Origin of the sequence: Capilliphycus salinus ALCB114379 (assembly GCF_047276495.1) — a bacterium.
GTDB lineage: Bacteria > Cyanobacteriota > Cyanobacteriia > Cyanobacteriales > Microcoleaceae > Capilliphycus > Capilliphycus salinus.
Map to the genome: position 1 here is coordinate 2,618,090 of NZ_CP178543.1, position 23,045 is coordinate 2,641,134.

Below are 23,045 nucleotides of genomic sequence, written 5' to 3' on the forward strand. Positions count from 1 at the left end.
GTAATGGGGTAGCCTTTTATTGAATCATAGATGACAAATCAAAAAATAGAATTCGAGAACCCCAAAAAAACCCCGTTCGCGATCGCTCGCCTGACGGGGTTTTTTTACCTTTTTGATCTAAATCTCTGGCTGAAACTATTCCGGTAGAATCACCTGATCGATCACATGAATCACACCGTTACTCGCCGGAACATCTGCTTTAATGACGTTGGCTTCGTCAACCATCACGCCGGAATCAACTTTAACCGTAACGGCGCTTCCTTGAACGGTTTGCACTTCGCCTGACTGGAGTTCGCCAGAGGTGACGCGACCGGGAACCACATGATAGGTTAAAATCGCAACTAATTTATCTTTATTCTCGGGTTGGAGTAGTTCTTCTAAGGTGCCTTCGGGTAAAGCCTGAAATGCTTCATCTGTGGGAGCAAAGACGGTAAATGGTCCGTCTCCTTTGAGGACATCCACTAAACCTGCGGCTTCTAAAGCTTGGGCTAAAATGGTGAATTGGCCTGCACTGGTGGCGGTTTCAACAATATCTCCGGCTGCGGCTTGGGTTTGTCCGCTTTGAGAGGTTTCGGGACTGGGGCCGCCACCTGCTTTTACAGTTTCGGGTAAACCGATGAGGGTCGTTGCGGCGATCAGACCGACGAAAGCAGCAGATTTGAATCCCTGGAAACCATGAAAAAATGTCATAGGAACTCCCCGACTTTTGTTGTAAATATTTGTGAAAGCAATATTTAAGATTGTTCACAAAATATCAACAAATGTCAAGAGTATTCAGCGAAAATTTTTCCAACTCTTTCTTCGGAGAGAGTTATTGAAAAATCCAAATTTTGCTTTAGACTTTGTTGGGCGTTGTTTGGTTCAAATATGGGGTTTATTACAAGCCAAAAACCCGGTTTCTGTGAGAAACCGGGTTTTTTTAGTCCCTATAAACGCGATTTCTGTGAGAAACCGGGTTTTTTTATCTCAATTAAATTCCAATAGATTCTTTAAGAATTTCCGGGTTCTGTTGTAGAATTTACCGTTGAACCGTTCCCATACTGATAACTCAAAACTCCAATCACCGAACCTTCTGAGGGCAAACTTCCGGGTTGAAAAGTAACCGTATCGCTGGCAATTCTCTGCACGGGAGTTTCCCCCATGACTTGCAGAAAATTATCTAACGGGACCAGATCGCAAGTTGCGGGATCGGCCGCATCGGTTTTATAGTGCATGGGAATCACAACTCTCGGCTTGAGGGTTTGAATGGTTTGTTTGGCTTCTTCGGGGGTGTAAGACTTCGGTCCGCCACCGACGGGAACAAACATCACATCGGGACGGCCAATCAAAATTCGTTCCTCGATATCAATCGGTCCGGCGAGTCCTCCGAGATGTAGAATTTTAATTCCGCCTTGGTTCCACATCCAAGCCACATTTGTTCCGAACCGGCGTCCTTGTTGGCGATCTTTAATTGTGCGAATGCCTTGAATTTGAGTCCCGTTGAACTGATAAACTCCGGGTTCGTAGAGTAACGCCGGATTTCCTGAAAATCCATCAACTGAACCTTCATCGAGTAGGCGACTACTAATTAACACCAAGTCCGTATTTACTTTTGGGTTGCGATATCCGGCGGTACAACCAATTTGACGGAAGGGGTTAATTAAAACTCGTAAACCGCCCCCTGTAAATAAATAACAAGTATGACCGAGCCAGCGTACTGTTAAACCATTGGCGGAATTGGGAGTTTGAGCAATAGCAGACAGCGAGCGGGAAATCCCAATCGTGGTAAAACTTGCTAAGGCACCGGTTTGAACCAGACGGATAAATTTTCGCCGTTTCATAGAAAACGCGGATAAAAAATCAAGGGTAGATCAGATCACTAAGCGCTAAATTTCCTACAGCGATCGCAGAAAATTCTTTAAGAGCAGTTTACCACTGGTGGTTAAAATACTCTCTGGATGAAACTGGACGCCTTGCAGGTGAGGATAGTTCCGATGCTGCACGGCCATGATCGTTCCATCATCTACCCAAGCGGTAATTTCTAACACTTCCGGGCAAGTTTGACGGTCAATCACCAAACTATGATAGCGGGTTGCGGTCAAAGGAGTTTCTAAACCTTCAAAAACCCCCTGTCCGGTATGATGAACTTGAGAAATTTTACCGTGCATGAGTTCGGGTGCCGAGACAATGTTTCCGCCAAAGACTTGACCCAGACTTTGATGACCCAAACAGACGCCCAAAATCGGCATTTGTGGCCCCAAACGTTCGATCAACTCTAGAGAAATTCCCGCATCTTCGGGACGACCCGGCCCCGGAGAAATCACCACACCGTCGGGTTGCATCTCGTTGATTTGCTCAACGGTAATTTCATCGTTGCGATAGACGCGAACATCTTGAGCCACAGGGAATTCTGCACCCAGTTCACCTAAATATTGGACAATGTTGTAGGTGAAGCTGTCATAATTATCAATCACAATAATCAAGACGATACTCCTGCTGTGATTAACCCCAGTTGTACCAGTAGGGGAGGAAGCAACAACACCGTTGCCACCAATAAGGCGGCGAGGGCAAAGATTAACACCGCACCGGCGGCGCAGTCTTTGGCCACTTTTGCCAGTTCGTGGTAGGACTGACCGACGGTTAAATCAACAACGGATTCAATCGCGGTATTTAACAGTTCCATTGCCATCACTGCTCCAATGGTTAAACCGATCACCGCTAATTTTACCGAAGACAGGTGTAAAAAAAAGCCCAAGCCGATGGCGAGGGTGCCGATGACGGTATGAATGCGAAAATTGCGTTGGGTTTTGTAGGCGTAGGTGATGCCCGTCCAGGCATATCGGAAACTCACCAACAGGTTAGAAGCAACGGTCCAAGAAGAACTGGAGCGACTCTGAGTTGAACTTACCGGAGGTTCGGGAGCGCTTGTTACCTTGGCGGAACGATGGTGAGGTACGGAAACCAGTCTGGCTTGCAGGGGTGCTACAGAGCGTTCATTTAGATTCATTCGTAAAATATCCTTCAGTCTGTGCGTTTGAAATATTCAGATCAATAATTTTGCTATTGATGTTTGAAAAAATTTAACACGTTATTTCAAGAAACTTAACAGCTTGTGACAAATTTAACCGGGGTGAGATCGGTGTTTACGGATGGTGTGATATTTTTCTGAGTGCAGGTCTGAGAATTTAAGCTGAGTAATGAGTAAAGGTTTCATTGGGCGAGTTCACTCCTGTTTTACACTGTTTTTACAGGTCTTTTCCTTCCTCTACGGCCACAGTCGGCGAATATTCCGCTAAATTTACGTTTCCGATAATAGCCCCGTTCACCTCTAAACCGGCGGCTTGCAGCAGGATCACCTGTTGGTTTAACATCGCCAGTAGCGCCTTTGGGTCAGGATGATCCCAACCGAGCAGATGCAAAAGTCCGTGAGACGCCAGCCATGCTAACTCTATTTTTAATGAATGCCCTTGTTTTTTGGCTTGTTGGTTGGCTGTTTCGACAGATATGACAATATCACCCAGATAAAGAGATTCTGATGAGAATGCCTCATCCGTTGGCAGGGGAGGGCAATCTACATCCAATGTAGCAAAGGCTAAGACATCTGTCGGTGCATCTAGGGAACGATATTCGGCGTTGAGGCGTTGGATCTCCGTATCATCCGTAAGACGCAGGCTTAACTCGTAACTTGCCGCTTGCGGAATATTCGGATTAAGATTTTCTAACCACTGGGTGAACCATTGTTCCCATGTTTCGGGGGAAATGGGAGACGAACCGGTTTCTGGAGTCCGATGGGTCGGCGGTGACTCCTCGCTCAACCAAAAACAGTCTTGAATATTAACGTACAGTGAAACTTGACTCATGGATGACAAACCGATGCTCACTGATTCCCTCGCAATTATAAGCAATAAAGAGGGGAAAGTTTATAAAAAAATTCTCAAATTCACATTCTAAATTTTTTGCAAAATTTGTGACGTTTTAATCTTTCCCCTCCCTGCCTTCGCGAGAATTTCCCGCTATCGGGTAATATAAGATACGCCGATCAGGAAACCTAACAGGGCGATGGTTGTTAAGGAAAAGTGAAATAAAGATTTACTTCCTTTTCTGACCATATTTCGCATTGCCAGTTTCACATAACTCGGCTGCGGTTCGGCGGGTTTTTGACTCTCGGCAACTTCGGGCGTTTGGGTCGGTGTAGAAGATTGAGAAGATGTTGAACTCATATCAAAATTGATGATTATTTTACTAAAAGGTCTATGGAAAGATTGGATTGGGAGACTAGCAAATATATTAACGATTTTATCCTTTTTTTGCTAGTTCCGGTTTTTTAGTTCGTCGGTGTCGCGATCGCTAAAAATTACTTCTCGGTTTCTACCAACTCAATTGTAATCTCATTGATCGGTTTGCGTTTGAGTTCAACTGACTCCGATCGCGGAAGTAAATTAAAGACTTCCCGAAACTTATCGTCAACTTTTTCAAACGCCACCAAACCCACTTCATCTAATACCACTTCTCCAGATTGATCGATTAAAACGGTTTCCGGTACAAAACCTCTATAATAGTGGGCGGGATCGGTGGGATCTTCTGGAGTTTCGGCGGCGATCGCATCCACATTCACCGGAATAATATCGGCCGCCCTGCCGTAAAATTGTTGTAGGCGTGATACCGTTGTCGCAAATTGTTTGCAGTCGCGACTGTCATCGAGAAAAAAGACCAACAAAGCCGGTTTTGAACGGTTTATAGACTCCGCGAGGGTGACTCGGGGGGGAACCAGAGATCCATTTCCCCCATACAGGGCGAAAATATTGCCATCAAAGCGATCGTCATCGATATTCGCCGAAGCCGGGGAAATACCCATTATAAGCCCCAGACTCAGCGTTAGACAAAAGACAGCCAGACGAGTCCAAAAAATGCGCCCCAGACGGCTTAGAAGCGGTTTGAACATTGGAGAATCAGGGTTGAAAACAATCATCAATTCGTCGATAGCCAGTAGGCAATTGTGAGCTTATACTATTGTTAGGTTTTCTTTGATTCTTGTAAAGGCGCGATCGCATTTTATCCGCCCGGGTTCACTGGACTGTTCTTTTCTTGTCCGTTTTTGGTGAAATCCAGATTTTTACTGTATCTTTTCAACGGCTGTTTTTGTAGCCGTGACAACTTGTTTTTAGCCTTAACATTATTATTCCCCGATCTCTTATGAATGATGCAGAATTTCAACCGAAAAATGAACGGGTAAATCAATACCAAGAACAACTCGAACAACTTAAACTCGAACTTCAAAATCAATATCAAGAACAACTTAAACAGCGAGAAGCCGAACTTTCACGTCAACATCAAGAACAACTTGAAAAATATGAAAAACAGTTAAAAAACCAACATCAAAAACAGTTAAAACAGCGGGAAGCCGAACTACACAGTCAATATCAAGAACAAATTCAAAAAATAAAAAATAAACTAAGTCCCGAAGAACTCGAACGACTTCAAGAACAAATTGGCGAGTTAGAAAGTCCAATCAATCCAACCGAAATCAAACCGGATACAGATTTAAAAAATAATTCAGAGAAACAGACAACAAAAAATTCCGGCTCAAAATTAATAATTTCGTTAATCCTGCTAATTCCATTACTGATTACCATTGTTTTTGATATTATAAATCAACAACCCCGCAGCTTCAGAGAACGCGGCGAACTGACGAAAAAAGACAACATAAAATCGGCTCAAAAATTAGCAGAAGAAGCGGGTGAGATGATCGATAATCCCCCACATCCGCTCACAGTTTTGCAAACGGCACAAGAGAAATTGAAAACAGCAATTCAATTATTAGAAGAGGTTGATCACAAGCAAAAAAACTCGGAAGAAATCGAAGAAAAACTTAAAATATATCGAACCGACTACAACACAGTTTCTCAAAAAATTGCCCAAGAACAAAAAGCAGTTAACAACTTAGAAGCGGCTCAAAAATTAGCATTAGAAGCCTCGGCAATGGTAAAAAATCCTCCCTATCCCCTAACAGTTTGGCAAACCGCACAAGACAAATGGGAAACAGCAGTTAATCTTTTAGAAACCATACCAGAAGATTCTTTTATTGCATCAGAAGCACAAGAAAAATTGGAGATTTATAAAGCCAATTTGGAAATCATAAGCGAACGAGTTAAAACAGAATCCTCCCAATAAATTATCTGTAGGTTGACATGAACGAAGTCAAACCCAACAGTTAAAGAAAGTGAAACCAAACAATTATCTTTTAATGTTGGGTTTCGTACCTCAAGCCAACCTATAGAATTGATAACTTTTCAGGAGGGATTGCTGACACAAGAATTTCACATTTCAGTTGAACAGATAAAAAAAATTTTATCTTTAAGATGGCATTTAGCGATGAATTTATGATATTGTATAAGTAATCGTTCTTCCGAGCAATTTTTACCGTACTTTGTAGATAGAAAAGTACGACCGCATTTGATTCTCCTCGGTTCGTTGGGGTGTTCTCTGTGTCTCAGTTTTCAGTGTAGGTTGGGTTGAACGACGTGAAACCCAAAAGTTAGTTTTTGACCACACACTTTCAGTAAAAGTTTGTGAATTTCTAACCACTTTTTTGACAATTAACCCCTTCGGACTAAACTTTATGAACACTGCAACCATTCTGCACATCAAAGGTGAATTTCAAAGTTTGTTGGACTCGATGAAAACCTTCTGCGAACAACCCCATGCTGTTGAACCGCAGACTATCGAACAAATTAAAGCATTTTATAATAAGCTAATTTGTGTTAACAATCCCCTTGAAAATGAACGAAGAAATCATCAAGCTTGGGGTGAATTGGATAAACTGGAGTTGATGTTTGCTAATGAATCCGATCAAAATACTTGGTATCAGCGTCGAGAGAAGCTAGAGAAACTGATGGATGGAATGATCGAAAATAGTTCGCTGTTGATGCAGCTTTGGCAAATAATTCAGTCCAATCATTCTCAAAAAATCTTTGATTTAGTTCTGCAATTTATTCGCGAGATTATTTCGTTTATCCAGAAATAACTTGCAAGTTTTGAAAACGAAGATAGTCATTTAAACTACTCAATTAAAGATTTTCAGCGTTTAGAAGCATCTCTGAACAAATTTGTCAGTCAACTCGATCAAGTTCAAGGAGAACAAGCGGTAAAATTAATTGATGAACTCAAAACTAAGGTTGAGTCTTATCAGTTATTAACTCAAGAACAATCTCAAAAATTCGCGACTCAAGAAGCCGAGGTTAAACCCGAAAAAGAATTGGAAGTACAACGCCAGCAAGCCGAAGAAATTCAACAGCAAATCACCGAATTAAAACGTCAACATCAAGAAAAACTTCAAAACCGAGAAAATGAACTTCAACATCACATTAACGAACTACAAAAACAAATTACCGAACTAAAACGTCAACATCAAGAAAAACTTCAAAACCGAGAAGCCGAACTTAACACCCAAATTAATGAACTGCAAAAACAAATCACCGAATTAAAACGTCAACATCAAGAAAAACTTCAAAACCGAGAAAATGAACTTCAACATCACATTAACGAACTGCAAAAACAAATCACCGAACTCAAACGTCAACATCAAGAAAAACTCCAAAACCGAGAAAATGAACTTCAACATCACATTAACGAACTGCAAAAACAAATAACCCAATTAAAAAGCCAGCAAACCGAAAAAAATGAGGAACAAACAGCCCAACTTGTAACTCAAATTAACCAACTTCAACAGCAAATAGCTGAGGTACAGGGTCAACACCAAGAACAAACTCGTCAAAAACAAGAGGAATATACACTAAAAATTAACCAACTTCAACAACATATCACCAAATTAAAAACTCAGGAAGCCGAAAAAATCAAGCAAACCGAAGCCGAACTTTTACGTATACATCAAGAACAACTTCAGCAACGAGAAGCCGAACTTCACAGTCAATTTCAAGAACAACTTGAAAACCGAGAAGCCCAACTTTCAGTTAAATATCAAGAACAACTTGAAAAGTCGGAAAGTCAGTTCAAACTCCAACATCAAGAACAACTTGAAAACCGAGAAGCCGAACTTTTAGACCAAATTAACGAACTGCAAAAACAAATAACCCAATTAAAAAGCCAGCAAACCGAAAAAAATGAGGAACAAACAGCCCAACTTGTAACTGAAATTAACCAACTTCAACAGCAAATAGCTGAGGTACAGGGTCAACACCAAGAACAAACTCGTCAAAAACAAGAGGAATATACACTAAAAATTAACCAACTTCAACAACATATCGCCCAATTAAAAACTCAGGAAGCCGAAAAAATCAAGCAAACCGAAGCCGAACTTTCAGTTAAATATCAAGAACAACTTGAAAAGTCTGAAAGTCAGTTAAAACTCCAACATCAAGAACAACTTGAAAACCGAGAAGCCGAACTTTTAGACCAAATTAACCAACTGCAAAAACAAATTACCGAATTAAAAATTCAGGAAGCCGAAAAAAATGAGGAACAAACAGCCCAACTTGTAACTCAAATTAACCAACTTCAACAGCAAATAGCTGAGGTACAGGGTCAACACCAAGAACAAACTCGTCAAAAACAAGAGGAATATACACTAAAAATTAACCAACTTCAACAACATATCACCAAATTAAAAACTCAGGAAGCCGAAAAAATCAAGCAAACCGAAGCCGAACTTTCAGTTAAATATCAAGAACAACTTGAAAAGTCTGAAAGTCAGTTAAAACTCCAACATCAAGAACAACTTGAAAACCGAGAAGCCGAACTTCACAGTCAATTTCAAGAACAACTTGAAAACCGAGAAGCCCAACTTTCAGTTAAATATCAAGAACAACTTGAAAAGTCGGAAAGTCAGTTCAAACTCCAACATCAAGAACAACTTCAGCAACGAGAAGCCCAACTTTCAGACCAAATTAACCAACTGCAAAAACAAATCACCGAATTAAAACATCAACATCAAGAACAACTTGAAAACCGAGAAGCCGAACTTTCGGTTAAATATCAAGAACAACTTGAAAAGTCTGAAACTCAATTCAAACTTCAACATCAAGAACAACTTAAAAACCGAGAAACTGAACTTCACAGTCAATTTCAAGAACAACTTCAGCAACGAGAAGCCGAACTTCACAGTCAATTTCAAGAACAACTTAAACGGCGAGAAGCGGAACTAAGACAGGAAGAAAAAGAACGAATTAAAAAACAAATCGATGAGTTAGAAAGTCAAATCAAAGAACAAGAAGAAAAAACCAACAACAAGAAAAAACCGGACAGCATCAAACAGACTTTCACTTTACCCCTTGTGTTAATTTTGCTGGTTCCCCTATTCGGAATAGTTGGTTTTGCATCTCAAAATACGTTCAAAAGTAAACCCGAACAAAACACGGCGAATCGTGTTGAAAAAGTTATCGTAGCAGACAATATAAAATTGGCTGAAAAATTAGCTTTAGAAGCGGGAGAGATGATAAAAAATTCACCCCATCCGCTTACAGTTTGGCAAACTGCACAAGATAAATGGCGAAAAGCGATTCAATTATTAGAAGCTGTTTCTAACGATACAGCCAATTCTGAACAAATTGAAAAGCAACTGGAAACTTATCGAACCGACTACAACTCAGTTACTCAAAAAATTGCCCAAGAACAAAAAGCAGTTAACAACTTAGAAGCGGCTCAAAAATTAGCATTAGAAGCGTCTGTAATGGTAAAGAATCCTCCCTATGCCCTGAAGATTTGGCAAACCGCAGAAAACCAATGGCAAAAATCAGTTAACCTTTTAGAAAGTATACCCGAAGATGCTTTTATTGCACCGGAAGCACAAGAAAAATTAGACATTTATCGAACTAATTTGGAAATGATTCGTCAACGAGTCAAAACAGAATCTCTCAACTCATAAATCACCTGTAGGTTGGGTTGAACAAAGTGAAACTCAACAGTTAAAGAAAATGAAACCAAACAATTATCTTTTAATGTTGGGTTTCGTACCTCAACCCAACCTACAGAGATTTTTAAGGGATACAAAGGAGTTCAAGGAAGTCTAAGCCAACCGAAAGGATGAGTTGAAAATTTTTATAACATTTTGGCTAAACCGTTGATTCTATGGCAAACTAAAGTATTACCGTTCGCTTGATAGAGTTCAATGAGGTGCAGCGATGAATACAGAGGTACTGCTTCAGCTTAAACGAGAATTTCAGATTGTAGTTGAACAGATGAAAATTGTCTTCTGTCCTCAGGATGGTATTCAGCGACGCGCCTATGATATTCTACAATTCAAACTTCCCCTAAAAAATCTTCAGAGTCGTTTGGAAACCGAAAAAGAAAATCATGGTAAATTTGGAGATTTGGATAAATTAGAAATTCTCTGGGCGGATGAACAAACCAAACAAAAATGGTATCAAAAACGAGAACAACAAGAACAACTCTTAGAACGGTTACTCATCCATAATAATCTGCTTTTGTGCTTTGGTGACTTTATTCGATACAACTCCTACAAAGAGACTTTCAATTTTACATCGCTTTTACATCATTTACTCGAATTTATTGCTATTGATATTCGCCGTTATACACATTTTCCCTATTTAAGCATCGCCTACGAAGGAATAGAAACCTTAACCTTTGAAATTAGCAAGTTCATAAAAGCACTCAGAAAACAACTCCCGACAGAAAACCTCAAACGAAAACATAAACGATTTTATTCTATTCTTTTAGAGTTAGAAGAATATCAATCAATTGTTCAACCCCAAACCGAACTCTTTGCCAAAGAAAAAGCCGAGTTTGAACAACAAAAGCAACAGTGGTATCAACAACAAGAAGAACTCAAACGTCAACAAGAAGCTTGGTTAGAAGAACAAAAAGCAGAACTTCGCCAACAGCAAGCCCGCTTAGAAGAACAAAAAACAGCACTCCGCCGACAACAGCCAACCTTACTCCAGCCCAACATAGAATCTTTTTCTCCGGTAAAATCCGATGCAATAACTGACAGAAAAACCGCTAAAAATCGTCAGCGTTTCGGTTGGAGTCCCCTGCTGTTATTGGCGGTTGTGATTGGGATTTTAGGCGGCGTTCAGTTCATCCCCAAAGCCTCGGTCAACTCTCGAAAACAAATTAGTGCATTGGCAGAAAATCAACCGTTAGAACTGCGATTAAAGTCCGCTCAATCCCTAGCAATGGAAGCAAACGAAGCCGTAGATAATCAACCTTTATCCTTAACCGCTTGGAGAGAAGCGCAAGGAAAATGGCAAGATGCGATCGCCGAATTACAAGAATTACCCGCTTCTGAAAAGCAATCAGAACCCGTTCAAAAACAGTTGGCAATTTATCAAGAAGATTATAACAGAGCCAATCAAAAATTAATCCAAGAACAAACTGCGATCGCCAATTTTAACTCGGCGAAAAAACTCGCATTAGAAGCCTCAGTTCTTGTTAAAAATCCGCCCTATCCCTTAGAAGTTTGGCAACAGGCAGAAAACAAATGGCAAGCCGCAATTAGCTTACTTGAAACCATTCCCAGTGATACTTTAATTGCACCCCAAGTTCAAGAAAAATTAACCCTTTATCGCCTCAATTCTCAAGAAATAGAAAAAAGAATTATGATGAAAAAGCGAACAAAAACCCTTTCGTAGGGGCGGGTTCCGAGTTGATGTATATCTTCTCAAAAACAACCTCTGTAAACCCGCCCCGCCCCGGTTTGTGATCTAATATGCGGTTGATTAATTTTGTAATGGGGGAGGGGCGGGTTTATGTAAGTTATTTCCGCCGAAAACATAGATTTAGTCAGAACCCGCCCCTACAGAACCGACACCCGGCACCCGACACCCGACACCTACCCTTGAATGAGAGGGAATGTAAAAAAATATTACGAGACTACTAATATTGTGAACGTAATGCCTCAAAATACATCCGGTAGGAGGTAAAAAAGATCGGGCAATGTCCCGGCTGACTACCGACTGACCGTCAAGCAGAGAATGTAACTTTATGTTGCGGCCCGAGTAGAGTCGCAATCGGGTTAAAAAGCTGTAAGACGGGACAAATCAGCACTCGTTGAGTGTAAAACAGCTACGGCTAGTCCTCTTGACAGGACGGCACTTAACAAGGTTTGATTCGGGTTGACCCCAAAAAATGATCGACCCCGACAACAGATTCATAAAATTTCTGGCCAGTCGAGGGTAAAATCAGGAACACGTTAGCTAAAACTCTTTGGTAAAAAATGAGTATCGTCACTAGATCCATTGTGAATGCAGATGCTGAGGCTCGTTATCTCAGCCCGGGTGAGTTAGATCGAATCAAAGCATTTGTTGTTACAGGTGAGCGTCGTCTTCGCGTTGCTGAAACCATGACATCGGCTCGTGAGCGCATCATCAAAGAAGCAGGAAACCAACTGTTCCAGAAGCGTCCTGATGTGGTTTCTCCCGGTGGAAACGCTTATGGTGAAGAAATGACCGCAACTTGCTTGCGTGACCTAGACTACTACCTCCGTCTGATCACCTACGGAATTGTAGCAGGCGACGTTACTCCCATCGAAGAAATCGGCATCGTTGGCGTCCGTGAAATGTACAAGTCTCTCGGTACTCCCATCGAAGCAGTTGCAGAAGGTGTTCGCGCCATGAAGAGCGTTGCAACCTCCTTGCTGTCTGGTGAAGATGCTGCTGAAGCCTCAGCATACTTCGACTACGTTATCGGTAGAATGTCATAGGATCATCGTTGATCTTTGTGACCCAAAACTTAAGAATCTTAGATTCAGCAGCAACACTTTAAGGAATATTAGAGTCAATCATGCAAGACGCAATTACCGCCGTAATCAATTCCTCTGACGTTCAAGGAAAATACCTTGATTCCAGCGCTCTCGATAAGCTCAAAGCTTATTTCTCGACTGGTGAACTGCGCGTTCGGGCTGCAAGCACAATCAGCGCTAACGCCGCTTCTATCGTTAAAGAAGCAGTAGCCAAGTCTCTCTTGTATTCTGATGTTACCCGCCCGGGCGGAAATATGTACACGACTCGTCGTTATGCAGCTTGCATCCGCGACTTAGACTATTACCTCCGCTATGCTACCTACGCCATGTTAGCAGGCGATCCTTCTATCTTGGATGAGCGTGTACTCAACGGTTTAAAAGAAACTTACAACTCTCTGGGTGTACCCATCGGTTCGACTGTACAAGCCATTCAAGCCATGAAAGAAGTCACTGCTGGTTTAGTTGGTGCTGACGCCGGTAAAGAAATGGGCGTTTACTTCGACTACATCTGCTCTGGCTTAAGCTAGAACTTTTGCTCATACGAACCAATTCAACAAAGATTTAAGAATTAAAAAAGCAATTCTCTCCTTTGTTGTTTGTGGCTCAATCGTCTCAACCAAGGCTAGGGAAGTCGGTCGTGAGTGCTAGAACGCTAAAGGCTTGTCTGTTGTCAAATGATGAGTTTTCGTGAGCTAGTATTGACTTGGTGACTCCCTGCCTTCAATTTAAAAATAACTGGAAAAACTGGGAATTTGATTTCGGGAGAATCATTACCATGAGAATGTTTAAAGTGACGGCTTGTGTTCCGAGCCAAACTCGGATTCGGACTCAGCGGGAATTACAAAATACTTACTTTACCAAATTAGTTCCTTACGATAACTGGTTCCGCGAACAGCAACGGATTATGAAAATGGGCGGAAAAATCGTTAAGGTGGAGTTGGCGACCGGAAAGCCTGGAATGAATACAGGTTTGATGTAATGGTGTTCCCACGCCATAACCGCTCTGAAAAACCTACTCAAACCTATCCAAAATTACCCAAATCTAGGCAGAGTTGGATGGGTTTGATGTTTTCTTCCTACTTCATCTCGGAAGTGTCGGCACTGTCCGATCCATAGGCTGACACGGGCAAGCTGCCCGCCAATGCCGCTAAATTTCTAGCAGCATTTAGATCGCGATCGCATTGAAAACCGCATTTTTGGCAGTGATAAACCCGTGCTTGTAACGGCATCATCTCTTTGAGATGACCGCAGTTAGAGCATCTTTTTGTTGAAGGTTCCCAACGAGAAACAACAATCAACTCCGAGCCGTACAGTTCACATTTGTATTCGAGTTGGCGGCGAAATTCGTAAAAACCCATATCGCAAATTGCTTTGGCTAACTTTCGGTTTGCCATCAATCCCTTCACGTTTAAGTTTTCAATCACTATCCGGCTGTGGTTTTTGGCTAGATATGTAGTAAGTTTGTGCAACGTATCTTTGCGGATATTAGCGATCTTCTGGTGCAGTTTGGCTATCTTGAGTTGGGCTTTTTTCCAATTAGCAGAACCCATCAACTTGCGACGATTCAACCATTGCAAGCGCGACAGTTTTGATTCGAGTTTGCGGTAAGATTTGGCTCCCTCAAAGACTTCTGAAGTTGACAAGGTAGCCAGGGATTTTACACCCAGGTCTACGCCAACAACATCGACGGTTTTCGGCGTAAGATCGGGTGAGGTTTCAAAACTCAAACTGACAAACCACCTATCCGCCTTTCGAGAGACTGTGACCGACTTGGGTTTGATATTGTGGGGTAGTCGTTCAAAAGTTCTCACCCAACCGATGCGGGGAAGTTTAACCCTAAAAGGTTCTAGTTTGATTGAACCGTCGAGAGTGAAACTGTCATCTCTACCCTTCTTTTTAAACCGGGGCTGTTTTGAGATTTTTTTGAAGCACCGCCGCCATGCAAGTGCCAGATTTCTCAGCGCATTTTGAGGGGCGGATTTTGATGATTCGTAATACCACTGATTTTCCGGTTTGACCAACGCCACTAACCACTTGTGCAAGTCAATTCCGGTGGGGAATTTGATTTTGTTATCCGGATTGGTTTTGTTATGTTCTAGAATACCCAGGGTAATACCTAGCCCCCAATTCCACGCATGGCGAGCGATGCCTGCATGACGGGCGAATGAGGAACGCTGTCTATTGTTTGGATTGAGTTCGGTCTTAAATCCTATTCTCATTTGAGGGAACGTTCAACTTCTGATCCCAATACAAATCTATTCAGACGACAATAATATCATGCTTGATGAGTAGACTTGAAAAGGTTCAATTAGATTTTAACGCTCTGTAACATTCCCCCTGTGGGTTTGGCGAGGGATGGGAAATGGGAAACTCTCAATTCTAATTTCTTTTGTGATTTCTTTTTGAGTTCCTCTCGTCAGCTATTATAAATGGGTGTAGCAGAACTAGGGCGGGAGATGGAGATGAAAAATTGGGAATTTCTGCTTCAAAGAGAAGGAGATACAACTTGGCTACCTTTGGAAACTCCAGATGTGGAAATTCTAGAAGGACGTTATCGGGTTGTGGCTCGTTCCGGTTATCCGAACGCCAAAATCGAAGTTCGCATTACCCATCACGCTCTGGAGGAAACTCCCCCCGTTCGCCGCGTGCAAACTCGCACGACCAATACTTCGGGCGAAGGGTTAATGGTTGTCATTCCCTACACTCGCCTCAAGCCGGGAATTTGGGAACTGTCCTGTTCACCTCATCTTCAGGCGGCTCTCGTTAACAAGTCTTCTGAGAATTTGGTAAAGTTGCGGGTTCTCTCCAGTGACTCCGAACCGTTAGAAGAACCCTCAGATTTTAATCCGCCTCAGAGTTCCGACTCAGATGTGGAAACGGTTTCAGACTCCGACACCGAAGACGCGGTGACGATTTATGATGCTGACGATCGCGATTTGGATGAAAATCAACACCCCGAGACAGCGACAACAGAAAAATCCATTGTTGAAATTATAGACGAACGCAACAGCACTTCACAAACTCCACCCCCAGACGCTCAACCCGAACCCGAACCGGAATTAATCGTTATTGACTCGACTCAAACCGAGGAAACTGAACCCCCAGAGGAGTCACAGGAGTCATCATCTTCAGAAATTGCGATCGCGATTGATCAAAGTGAAACTCAACCCGAACCGGAATTAATCGATATAGACTCGACTCAAACCGAAGAAACTGAACCTTCAGAGTCATCATCTCCAGAAATTGCGATCGCCGACGAACAGATCAAAGAACCTTCAGTTGAGATAGAATCCCTCAATGGAGATTCACCCCAACCCGTTACATCCGAGTCCCCCTCAGATGATCTCAGTGTTAATGTAGATGATATTCAACTCAAACTGCAACAAGATTCCTACGTCGCCAAACTCGGACAAGCCTTATTAATATCCGGACAGATCGAACCGGCGGAATCTTTAGAAGAATTAGAAGGTCAATCTCTAAAATCGAGTTTAGATCAACCTCAATTAAAAGTATACCTGCGCGATCCGCATAACTTCAATACTTTATTACAAGTTCAGCAAAAAATTTCCCTCGATACTCTCCCGACGCCTTTTTCATGTATCATTTATATACCCTTTCAATGCCAAACCCGCCTAATTTTGGGAGAAATCGTTATTTCCAGCGGGGGAGAATCCATTACAAACCATTCCTTTACCATCGCCACTCAAGTTGAACATCTTCTCACCGCCATTGGAGGAGAATTCACCAGCTTTGAGGAAATCGACATCAGCATCGAAGACGATCAACCCGACGAGGAAATCGAACCGAAAAATCGCTTAAAATTAATCGATCCTAACGCCCCACCCTCGCCAGAACCCCCGCCATCGGAACCCTATACACGCCGTCCCACCGTTCCCGTTACTCAAGCTAACCCTCAAACTGCCAAAAAAGAAACAGCTTCGCCCCCATCATCCCTCGAACTCCCGAGTTTTGGTCATTTTATCTCAGACAATAGCACCCGACCCGTTGAGGAAGCAAAACCCACCCCAGAACAACCAACATCCGCTTCTGGAGAGGCGACAGATGCCGAAATTCTCACCCCAACCGATGAAACCTCACAAGAACCCGTAAACTCTCAAACGGACCCCGACGACAGCGGAGAAGCCCAGTTAGTCCCGGTTACGCCAGTCGATCCGGCTTTTCGAGCGTTGAACCTAGAAAATCGCTTTTGGTCCCGCTTAAACGCTTTAGCTCAAGATCAGGATTTGTCCCAATGGATGAAAAAAGCCAAACCCACACCTTTCCCCGACACCTCTTTTGTTCAAACTCGCCCCGATGACTCGCCCAAACCATCCGCTCCCCCCCCACAAACCGAAGCCGAACCCCTATTTCCCCCTCTCGAAGAAGATTGGGAGTCTCAAGAAATTGTCGTCGATGATGAACCGCAACCCGAGACAACCCCATCCTCTGCTAGTTCACAACCGAGCTTGCGATTATTAAGCTCTAATCCCAGATTATCTCCTTCTGAAGCCGCCAGCGCCCTATCAGAAGATGAACCGATCCCTCCTCCCATTTTAGAAGTGATCGATTCCGAAATAATTGCCGGTCGAACCGTAAAAGTTCGCGTGTGTATGAGCGACAATTTACCGCGAATTTATGTAAAAATATGGGTGTACGATCGCCAGTCTCGCAGTATTGTAGACGGGCCACGCTGGTTAACCGAGTTTTCACCAAACGGTTTAAACCAGATTGAAACCACAGTGAACTTAGAGATTGCTTACGGCAGTTTAGAGGTTCAATTTGAGGCGATCGCCGTTGAGATGCAGACTCAACGAGAAAGTCATAAAGTGATTGTCGAACGTTCTGTAGTTCCTCCTGCGGCTCCCACTTTGCCTTTAGATGAGGAATGAGTCGATCAAAAGACATTGACAATTCCTAATTGATATAGACAGAAATTCTTATGGGTTTAGCCAGAGATATTTCTGTCAAATCGTAAGAGAGTTTTAACTTGATAAACTCTCAGGGTTTTGTTATTGATCGGACTCAACCTCATGGGGATTTTCAAAAGGGGTTTCTAGTAGAGGTTTTCCGCGCATTTTGATGGGCGGAGGTCAGGGTTTTTTAGACAAAGTTACTTGAATGTCTTTCTCATCTGCTTGAGTCATTTCAAGGAGAGAACGGACTAAAATTGAACTGAAATTAATTTTAATCAATCTCACTTTTGCAGTTAACATTGAACTTTTTTGAGGAGTTTAAAAATCATGGTACTCACCCACTATCAATCCTTTCAAGACCTAGAAAATATTGATCGTCAGGTCGATCAAGTATTTAATGAAGCCGAACTTGGAGGAAATAGTAATTTTCAAAGTCCGGCGATTCAGTTGCAGGAAACAGAAGATGAGATTGTGATCAAAGCAATTTTACCGACTTTAGAAGAAAACAGTTTAGAAATGCAAGTTACCCGAGAATCCATTGTACTTTCGGGAAACTTATATTATCCTAAACAAACAATAGAATCGCCCCCTGAGACTGCAAAATTCCAAAAATTTCGGAAAGTGATCGCCCTTCCCCAAGCGATCGTTCGTCAAGGTATAACCTCCAACTACTTTAATGGAATTTTGACCTTGATTTTACCAAAAGCGGTTGAATCTGCCAACAATTCTCAATCCTATAGCGGTGTCAATTAAATTGCATCAACGTCTAGATATATAACCGTTAAAACCATCAAAAATTAGCTGTAATCCCGTTAAGTTCGTTAACGGGATTTTTTTTAATTATATGCGTTGGCGATCGCCTTCAAAAGTTCAATATTTGCAGAAGAAGCCGATCGGGGGAGCGGGGGAAACGGAAGAAGCAAAAGAAATCAGAAAAATGTCCAGATGATTATTTTTGGACTTTTATAAAAAAATACTCTATGAACAACCACTTGATCATTTTAACCGGATCTCGAACAGACTTTCTGTATTAGAGAGTGGACACACTCATACGGATACAGTTATGCGCTTCTACACTTTCATCTTATTATTCAGTTTCCTTTCATTTCTGGCGACTGATGCAATAAAAAGTATCAAAGCCGCATCATTTTTGCTCGTTCAAGAAACCGGTGAGGTTAGCTGCACGAACAATTGTAACGATCCTAATCGCGGGAGTGGACGCTAATCTTCAACTGTGTTAATAAAATTCAGCCAAGAGAGGTTTGTTGGAGCGGATCGAGGAACAAATTTTCAGATATTTCCTGATCAAACAACGAAGTAACTGAACTCAGAAGTGACCCCCTTAGCCCAGGTTAAACCATGCTAAAACCCCTGTTACTCTCTGTTTTTAGCTTGCTATATTCCGGCTTATTCACTTCTTCGTCACTGTTGGAAAACAATCTTTCTGCTCAGTTGAACTTCAGCAACCAACTTCAAACGCTTCAAGCTCAATCCGAGTTTTCGGGGTTGATATTCTTAAACGGCGACGAACAAAATACAGAAGATGGTGAATCTGATGCCAGTCGAGGTGATACTCGTCGAACTTCATCCTAGTTTTTATAGAAACGAGGCGTATTTGTTCAATCACCTGTACTTAACCTCTCAACCTACCAACACACAATACCAGTCAAATAAACATTACCCGGAATTCCTCGGTAGGAATTCCGATATTTTTTTCAGACGGATCAAATACCTATCAAAAAGCCATTAAGAAACTTCCCCCCCAACAACCACATTGCGAATTCTCAAACTCGGCCCCCCGCAACCCACAGGTAAACCATTTTGTCCGCCTTTTCCACAACCGCCCGACTCATCCCAATAAAAATCATTCCCAATCCCTTCAATATCGGCTAAAGTCGTAAACACATTCCCCGATAACGTCACATCTCGCACCGGTTCGGCCAGCTTTCCATTGCGAATCATCCAAGCCTCCCCCGCACTAAACGTAAACATTTCCCCGTTGGTCATTCCCCCCAACCAATTTCGCGCATAAACCCCTTCCTTAATTTCACTAAATAAATCCTCAACCGCAGTCTCTCCCCGTTCGATCCAGGTATTCGTCATCCGCACCAAAGGGGGATAATGATAATTCAAACAGCGAGCATTTCCGGTGGGAGTTTCTCCTAACTTCCCTGCGGTTTCCCGAGAGTGCAGACGCCCGACTAACGCCCCATCTTGAATTAACTGCGTTGTGGTTGCGGGTGTTCCTTCATCATCGTAGAAATAACTTCCCCGATGTCCAACCGGCGCCGCACCATCAAAAATTTGCAGGTTTTTCGGCCCAAACTGACGCCCGATGGTCATTACTTCCAATAAATCAGGATTTTCATAGGTCATATCCGCTTCCGAAAGATGACCAAAGGCTTCGTGAACAAACAAACCGGTTAAAATCGGATCGATCACCACCGTGTAGGTATTTCCCTTAACCGGAGGCAAATCGAGGGAATTAACCGCCCGTTGCGCCGCACTGCGAACTTGATCGTCGAGGTTCGTTAAATCTTCGTAGGCGCTGCGCGATCCGGTGGTTTCCCGTCCCGTTTGTACGGTTTCCCCGTTGCGGGCGGTGGCGGCGAAGCGCATTTCCATATCTACCCAACCTTGTTCGAGTAAAGTCCCTTCAGAAGTCGCTAAAAGAATGCGTTGGGTGCTGTCGCTGTAACGAACCGAAATTGTGGTAATTCGGGGGTCAACACTCCGCAAAATATGACCGTAGCGATCGCAAAGTTCTTTTTTGTCCGCCAGGGGAACTTGACGCGGATCGGTTCCGGTTAACGGTAAAATCCGAGTTTCCTGTACAATGGGAATCGGCGCGAGTAGGGTTTCTTCTTCTCCGATCAGTTTCGCCGCAGTGATCGCTTCACGAATGCGTTCTTCTAGCCCTGTGAGCCGGTTAAAACTGGCAAAACCCCAACCGCCTTTGTGACAGGCGCGAACTTGTCCGCCAATAGAAAGGCCTTCGCTGAGGGTTTCAATGCGATCGCCTCTGAGTAAAATATCGGTTTCTTCGGCTTCTTCGACTCGAATTGCTAAATAATCAACTTGTGAACGGTAGCGCTCGATTAAATCAGCCAGTAAGTTTTTCAGGTCCGTGAGCAAGGTTGGCATAAATATTATTTTGCTGCAACGTTAACAGTATCTCTCTACTATTTTGTATCAGACTATGAGGGATAGAAGTTCAGCAGACAGTGACCTGTGACCTGTGACCTGTGACCTGTGACCTGTGACCAGTATCATGCTACGGATAACTGATAACTGATAACTGCCTATTGCCTATTGCAAGAAGCGCCTATTGCCTCTTAACTGGTCACTGGTCACTGTTAACTGTTCACTGTAAAAGCGGTGATTGCGACTAATTGGTTCGGTTCTACGAATCTCAAAGCCGTCAAGATCTCGGTATCCTAAGAGTCAGAGAGGATGCTAAAAATATTGAAAAATAGCGTCAAAGGTTCAGTCTTCCAACTTCTATATTAAAAGTTTATATCGGGTAGGCTGGAACTGAGTTAAGTTAACGATGAAGTTTTTACAGTTTTGAGGTGAAAGGCGGAAAATGACCGTGAACCAGCTTCTACCAAAAATTAGTGAAATATTAGCCCGTCAGGGGTTAGAGAGTTCCCTAGATTTCTATGCCCATACCAGAGCGGCTTCGGAATCTAATCCTTACACGGTTTATTATGCCAGTAAACAACGACTTAAGGCCGAACGGGAGTGGTGGGGCGCGATCAAAGCGGTTAATCAACTCCTTAGAGATCTTATTATACAACAGGGTCGCCAGCGATCGCCGAGTTATTATTCGGGGTCTGAAGTTAGGAAAAAAGAGTTGACTCACGCCACCGGACGAGAGACGCTAACCGAGGATAGACCCCCACCTGAAGTTCAAAAATCTCAAGTTCAAAAATCTCAAGCCGCATACCCTTCGACTTGTCAGGGGTTAGTGCTTTCGGGTCCCACTCCGATTTTAATTCATCCGGCTTTGGCGTTGAATTTTGCGACTCAAGTTTTTCTTCCCCAGATACCGGGTTGGGAGGGGTTTTCTGTACCGACCCGACAAACTTTGCCTTTGCTTCCGGTGTCTGAGGCTTGTAACGCTTCTATTCCCCCAACTTTTGCCTTTCCTTTATTGCGGGAAGATCCCCAAGCGACCGAACCGTTTTGTATTGTATTAACTTCTCGGTTTAGTTTGGTGATGGTTTTGGGAGAAGATGCCAAGGGTTGTCCGGCGTTTCAATTTTCTTTTGATCCGGATGTTGTTGAAGAAGCGTTAGAATTATTGCGACAAAGAACTCAGCAAATTAACAATCAAAATGAGTTTAAATCTTCTGAGGCAATGATCGATCCGGTGGCGGTGGTTGAGAGTTGGATCGAACAATTTCCCGTTGTCGATCCTCACTACAAAACGGTGATGCAGTTTTCTCGTTTATTGTTGGAGAATTTACCTCTAGACTCCGAAAAACCCCGCGAAACGATGAGAATGCTTAACCCCGCTTCTCAAGAAGCTTCTCAGTCTCAGGAAGTGTTTGTTAATGTTTCTAACCCGACCCCTTGTAACGGTCATGTTCCCAATACTCACACATCTACTGAGGCAAGTTTTGACGCTTCTCAGGTTGAGTTAATTCAAGCGATCGCCCACGAAGTCAGAACGCCGCTCGCAACGATTCGCACGTTAACCCGATTATTATTAAAGCGGAAAACTTTCGATCCCGATATTGTTCGCAAGCGGTTAGAGATGATCGATCATGAGTGTAGCACACAAATCGATCGCTTTAACCTGATTTTTAGAGCGGTTGAGTTAGAACTTTCTCAAGCTAAACAAGCGTCTGAAAATAAAACTCAAAATCCCTCGGTTCAACTCACACCTATGTCGCTCGGAGATATCTTTCAAAGTAGTCTCCCCCGTTGGCAAAAACAAGCGACTCAGCGCAATCACACCTTAGAAGTTAGTTTACCTCAAAAGTTGCCCCATGTGGTCAGCGATCCGACGATGTTGGATCAAGTTTTGACGGGTGTTATCGAGAATTTTACTCGCAGTTTACCCTCGGGAAGTCATATTCAAGTTGAAGTTCGTCTGGCCGGACATCAGTTAAAATTACAATTAGAATCTCACTGTCAGTCTCAACATTCTTCTCCGTTTGAAGCCGCTGCTAAGTCTTCTCTGAAGTCTATCGGGCGGTTGTTAATGTTCCAACCGGAAACGGGGGCGTTGAGTTTAAATCTGACGGTAACGAAGAATCTTTTTGAAGCGCTTGGCGGTAAATTGGTTGTGCGACAACGCTCTCAACAGGGTAAAACCATGACGATTTTCTTGCCGTTAAAATGTTAAATATCAGAGGGTAATTCCAGAGAAACCCGGTTTCTTTGAGAAACCGGGTTTCTGAAAGTTATTAAGTTTACTGACCGTCTGA

Annotated in this window: 20 protein-coding genes; 11 read left to right on the plus strand and 9 right to left on the minus strand. The window is 42.8% G+C overall.

Annotated elements, in window-relative coordinates:
* Nucleotides 1-135 precede the first annotated feature (135 nt).
* From ACL6C3_RS10945 to ACL6C3_RS10975, 7 genes are all read right to left on the minus strand, one after another.
* Nucleotides 136-690, minus strand: coding sequence for a fasciclin domain-containing protein (locus tag ACL6C3_RS10945; RefSeq protein ID WP_413167203.1), 555 nt, complete (start codon nucleotides 688-690; stop codon nucleotides 136-138).
* Between the two features lie 299 nt (nucleotides 691-989).
* Nucleotides 990-1,820, minus strand: a complete 831-nt coding sequence (locus ACL6C3_RS10950) for an MBL fold metallo-hydrolase (RefSeq protein WP_413167204.1) — start codon at nucleotides 1,818-1,820, stop codon at nucleotides 990-992.
* Between the two features lie 54 nt (nucleotides 1,821-1,874).
* Nucleotides 1,875-2,462 carry an anthranilate synthase component II gene (locus ACL6C3_RS10955; RefSeq protein ID WP_413167205.1) on the minus strand — a complete coding sequence of 196 codons (588 nt, stop codon included), beginning with the start codon at nucleotides 2,460-2,462 and terminating at the stop codon, nucleotides 1,875-1,877.
* Nucleotides 2,459-2,986, minus strand: a complete 528-nt coding sequence (locus ACL6C3_RS10960; protein WP_413167206.1) for a diacylglycerol kinase family protein — start codon at nucleotides 2,984-2,986, stop codon at nucleotides 2,459-2,461. The genes ACL6C3_RS10955 and ACL6C3_RS10960 overlap by 4 nt, the downstream gene beginning before the upstream one ends.
* Nucleotides 2,987-3,224: 238 nt before the next feature.
* The gene (gene ybeY, locus ACL6C3_RS10965; RefSeq protein WP_413167207.1) at nucleotides 3,225-3,839 is read right to left on the minus strand and encodes an rRNA maturation RNase YbeY; all 615 of its coding nucleotides are present in this window, start codon (nucleotides 3,837-3,839) and stop codon (nucleotides 3,225-3,227) included.
* Between the two features lie 153 nt (nucleotides 3,840-3,992).
* Nucleotides 3,993-4,199: a DUF3285 domain-containing protein gene (locus tag ACL6C3_RS10970; RefSeq protein ID WP_413167208.1), complete on the minus strand. Its 207-nt coding sequence runs from the start codon at nucleotides 4,197-4,199 to the stop codon at nucleotides 3,993-3,995.
* A gap of 134 nt (nucleotides 4,200-4,333) precedes the next feature.
* Nucleotides 4,334-4,834 (minus strand): thylakoid membrane photosystem I accumulation factor, encoded by a 501-nt coding sequence (locus ACL6C3_RS10975; RefSeq protein ID WP_413167209.1) that lies wholly within the window; start codon nucleotides 4,832-4,834, stop codon nucleotides 4,334-4,336.
* A 338-nt stretch (nucleotides 4,835-5,172) separates the two neighbouring features.
* Here ACL6C3_RS10975 and ACL6C3_RS10980 point away from each other — a divergent pair, with 338 nt between their 5' ends.
* From ACL6C3_RS10980 to ACL6C3_RS11010, 7 genes are all read left to right on the plus strand, one after another.
* Nucleotides 5,173-6,150 (plus strand): hypothetical protein, encoded by a 978-nt coding sequence (locus ACL6C3_RS10980; protein ID WP_413167210.1) that lies wholly within the window; start codon nucleotides 5,173-5,175, stop codon nucleotides 6,148-6,150.
* A 448-nt stretch (nucleotides 6,151-6,598) separates the two neighbouring features.
* Complete coding sequence (locus ACL6C3_RS10985) at nucleotides 6,599-7,003, plus strand: hypothetical protein (protein ID WP_413167211.1); 405 nt, start codon at nucleotides 6,599-6,601, stop codon at nucleotides 7,001-7,003.
* 231 nt (nucleotides 7,004-7,234) lie between these two features.
* Nucleotides 7,235-9,859 carry a hypothetical protein gene (locus tag ACL6C3_RS10990; protein WP_413167212.1) on the plus strand — a complete coding sequence of 875 codons (2,625 nt, stop codon included), beginning with the start codon at nucleotides 7,235-7,237 and terminating at the stop codon, nucleotides 9,857-9,859.
* Nucleotides 9,860-10,115: 256 nt separating this feature from the next.
* Nucleotides 10,116-11,585 (plus strand): hypothetical protein, encoded by a 1,470-nt coding sequence (locus ACL6C3_RS10995; protein WP_413167213.1) that lies wholly within the window; start codon nucleotides 10,116-10,118, stop codon nucleotides 11,583-11,585.
* 584 nt (nucleotides 11,586-12,169) lie between these two features.
* The gene (gene apcA / locus ACL6C3_RS11000) at nucleotides 12,170-12,655 is read left to right on the plus strand and encodes an allophycocyanin subunit alpha (protein ID WP_413167214.1); all 486 of its coding nucleotides are present in this window, start codon (nucleotides 12,170-12,172) and stop codon (nucleotides 12,653-12,655) included.
* A gap of 80 nt (nucleotides 12,656-12,735) precedes the next feature.
* Complete coding sequence (gene apcB / locus ACL6C3_RS11005; RefSeq protein ID WP_413167215.1) at nucleotides 12,736-13,221, plus strand: allophycocyanin subunit beta; 486 nt, start codon at nucleotides 12,736-12,738, stop codon at nucleotides 13,219-13,221.
* Nucleotides 13,222-13,469: 248 nt separating this feature from the next.
* The gene (locus ACL6C3_RS11010; RefSeq protein ID WP_009787432.1) at nucleotides 13,470-13,673 is read left to right on the plus strand and encodes a phycobilisome linker polypeptide; all 204 of its coding nucleotides are present in this window, start codon (nucleotides 13,470-13,472) and stop codon (nucleotides 13,671-13,673) included.
* Nucleotides 13,674-13,770: 97 nt separating this feature from the next.
* On the opposite strand, the gene ACL6C3_RS11015 is transcribed toward ACL6C3_RS11010, so the two are convergent.
* Nucleotides 13,771-14,913 (minus strand): RNA-guided endonuclease InsQ/TnpB family protein, encoded by a 1,143-nt coding sequence (locus ACL6C3_RS11015; protein WP_413167216.1) that lies wholly within the window; start codon nucleotides 14,911-14,913, stop codon nucleotides 13,771-13,773.
* Between the two features lie 243 nt (nucleotides 14,914-15,156).
* Here ACL6C3_RS11015 and ACL6C3_RS11020 point away from each other — a divergent pair, with 243 nt between their 5' ends.
* The 3 genes from ACL6C3_RS11020 (at nucleotide 15,157) to ACL6C3_RS11030 (ending at nucleotide 19,200) form a co-directional block, all read left to right on the plus strand.
* Entirely contained in the window at nucleotides 15,157-17,583 is a 2,427-nt protein-coding gene (locus ACL6C3_RS11020; RefSeq protein ID WP_413167217.1) for a hypothetical protein, read from the plus strand.
* A 351-nt stretch (nucleotides 17,584-17,934) separates the two neighbouring features.
* Nucleotides 17,935-18,360 (plus strand): Hsp20/alpha crystallin family protein, encoded by a 426-nt coding sequence (locus ACL6C3_RS11025; protein ID WP_413167218.1) that lies wholly within the window; start codon nucleotides 17,935-17,937, stop codon nucleotides 18,358-18,360.
* Between the two features lie 606 nt (nucleotides 18,361-18,966).
* On the plus strand, nucleotides 18,967-19,200 hold the full coding sequence (locus ACL6C3_RS11030) for a hypothetical protein (protein ID WP_413167219.1): 234 nt from the start codon (nucleotides 18,967-18,969) through the stop codon (nucleotides 19,198-19,200).
* 153 nt (nucleotides 19,201-19,353) lie between these two features.
* On the opposite strand, the gene ACL6C3_RS11035 is transcribed toward ACL6C3_RS11030, so the two are convergent.
* Entirely contained in the window at nucleotides 19,354-20,751 is a 1,398-nt protein-coding gene (locus tag ACL6C3_RS11035) for a TldD/PmbA family protein (RefSeq protein WP_413167220.1), read from the minus strand.
* Nucleotides 20,752-21,199: 448 nt separating this feature from the next.
* Here ACL6C3_RS11035 and ACL6C3_RS11040 point away from each other — a divergent pair, with 448 nt between their 5' ends.
* Nucleotides 21,200-22,963, plus strand: a complete 1,764-nt coding sequence (locus tag ACL6C3_RS11040; RefSeq protein WP_413167221.1) for a sensor histidine kinase — start codon at nucleotides 21,200-21,202, stop codon at nucleotides 22,961-22,963.
* Nucleotides 22,964-23,045 lie beyond the last annotated feature (82 nt).

Bases quoted from the DNA above. Each gene is read 5' to 3' on its own strand.
- apcA (WP_413167214.1), top strand. From the start codon at position 12,170: ATGAGTATCGTCACTAGATCCATTGTGAATGCAGATGCTGAGGCTCGT.
- apcB (WP_413167215.1), top strand. From the start codon at position 12,736: ATGCAAGACGCAATTACCGCCGTAATCAATTCCTCTGACGTTCAAGGA.
- ACL6C3_RS10950 (WP_413167204.1), bottom strand. From the start codon at position 1,820: ATGAAACGGCGAAAATTTATCCGTCTGGTTCAAACCGGTGCCTTAGCA.
- ACL6C3_RS11025 (WP_413167218.1), top strand. From the start codon at position 17,935: ATGGTACTCACCCACTATCAATCCTTTCAAGACCTAGAAAATATTGAT.
- ACL6C3_RS10995 (WP_413167213.1), top strand. From the start codon at position 10,116: ATGAATACAGAGGTACTGCTTCAGCTTAAACGAGAATTTCAGATTGTA.
- ACL6C3_RS10980 (WP_413167210.1), top strand. From the start codon at position 5,173: ATGAATGATGCAGAATTTCAACCGAAAAATGAACGGGTAAATCAATAC.
- ACL6C3_RS11030 (WP_413167219.1), top strand. From the start codon at position 18,967: ATGCTAAAACCCCTGTTACTCTCTGTTTTTAGCTTGCTATATTCCGGC.
- ACL6C3_RS11020 (WP_413167217.1), top strand. From the start codon at position 15,157: ATGAAAAATTGGGAATTTCTGCTTCAAAGAGAAGGAGATACAACTTGG.
- ACL6C3_RS10970 (WP_413167208.1), bottom strand. From the start codon at position 4,199: ATGAGTTCAACATCTTCTCAATCTTCTACACCGACCCAAACGCCCGAA.
- ACL6C3_RS11035 (WP_413167220.1), bottom strand. From the start codon at position 20,751: ATGCCAACCTTGCTCACGGACCTGAAAAACTTACTGGCTGATTTAATC.
- ybeY (WP_413167207.1), bottom strand. From the start codon at position 3,839: ATGAGTCAAGTTTCACTGTACGTTAATATTCAAGACTGTTTTTGGTTG.
- ACL6C3_RS10945 (WP_413167203.1), bottom strand. From the start codon at position 690: ATGACATTTTTTCATGGTTTCCAGGGATTCAAATCTGCTGCTTTCGTC.
- ACL6C3_RS10985 (WP_413167211.1), top strand. From the start codon at position 6,599: ATGAACACTGCAACCATTCTGCACATCAAAGGTGAATTTCAAAGTTTG.
- ACL6C3_RS11010 (WP_009787432.1), top strand. From the start codon at position 13,470: ATGAGAATGTTTAAAGTGACGGCTTGTGTTCCGAGCCAAACTCGGATT.
- ACL6C3_RS10960 (WP_413167206.1), bottom strand. From the start codon at position 2,986: ATGAATCTAAATGAACGCTCTGTAGCACCCCTGCAAGCCAGACTGGTT.
- ACL6C3_RS10975 (WP_413167209.1), bottom strand. From the start codon at position 4,834: ATGGGTATTTCCCCGGCTTCGGCGAATATCGATGACGATCGCTTTGAT.
- ACL6C3_RS11015 (WP_413167216.1), bottom strand. From the start codon at position 14,913: ATGAGAATAGGATTTAAGACCGAACTCAATCCAAACAATAGACAGCGT.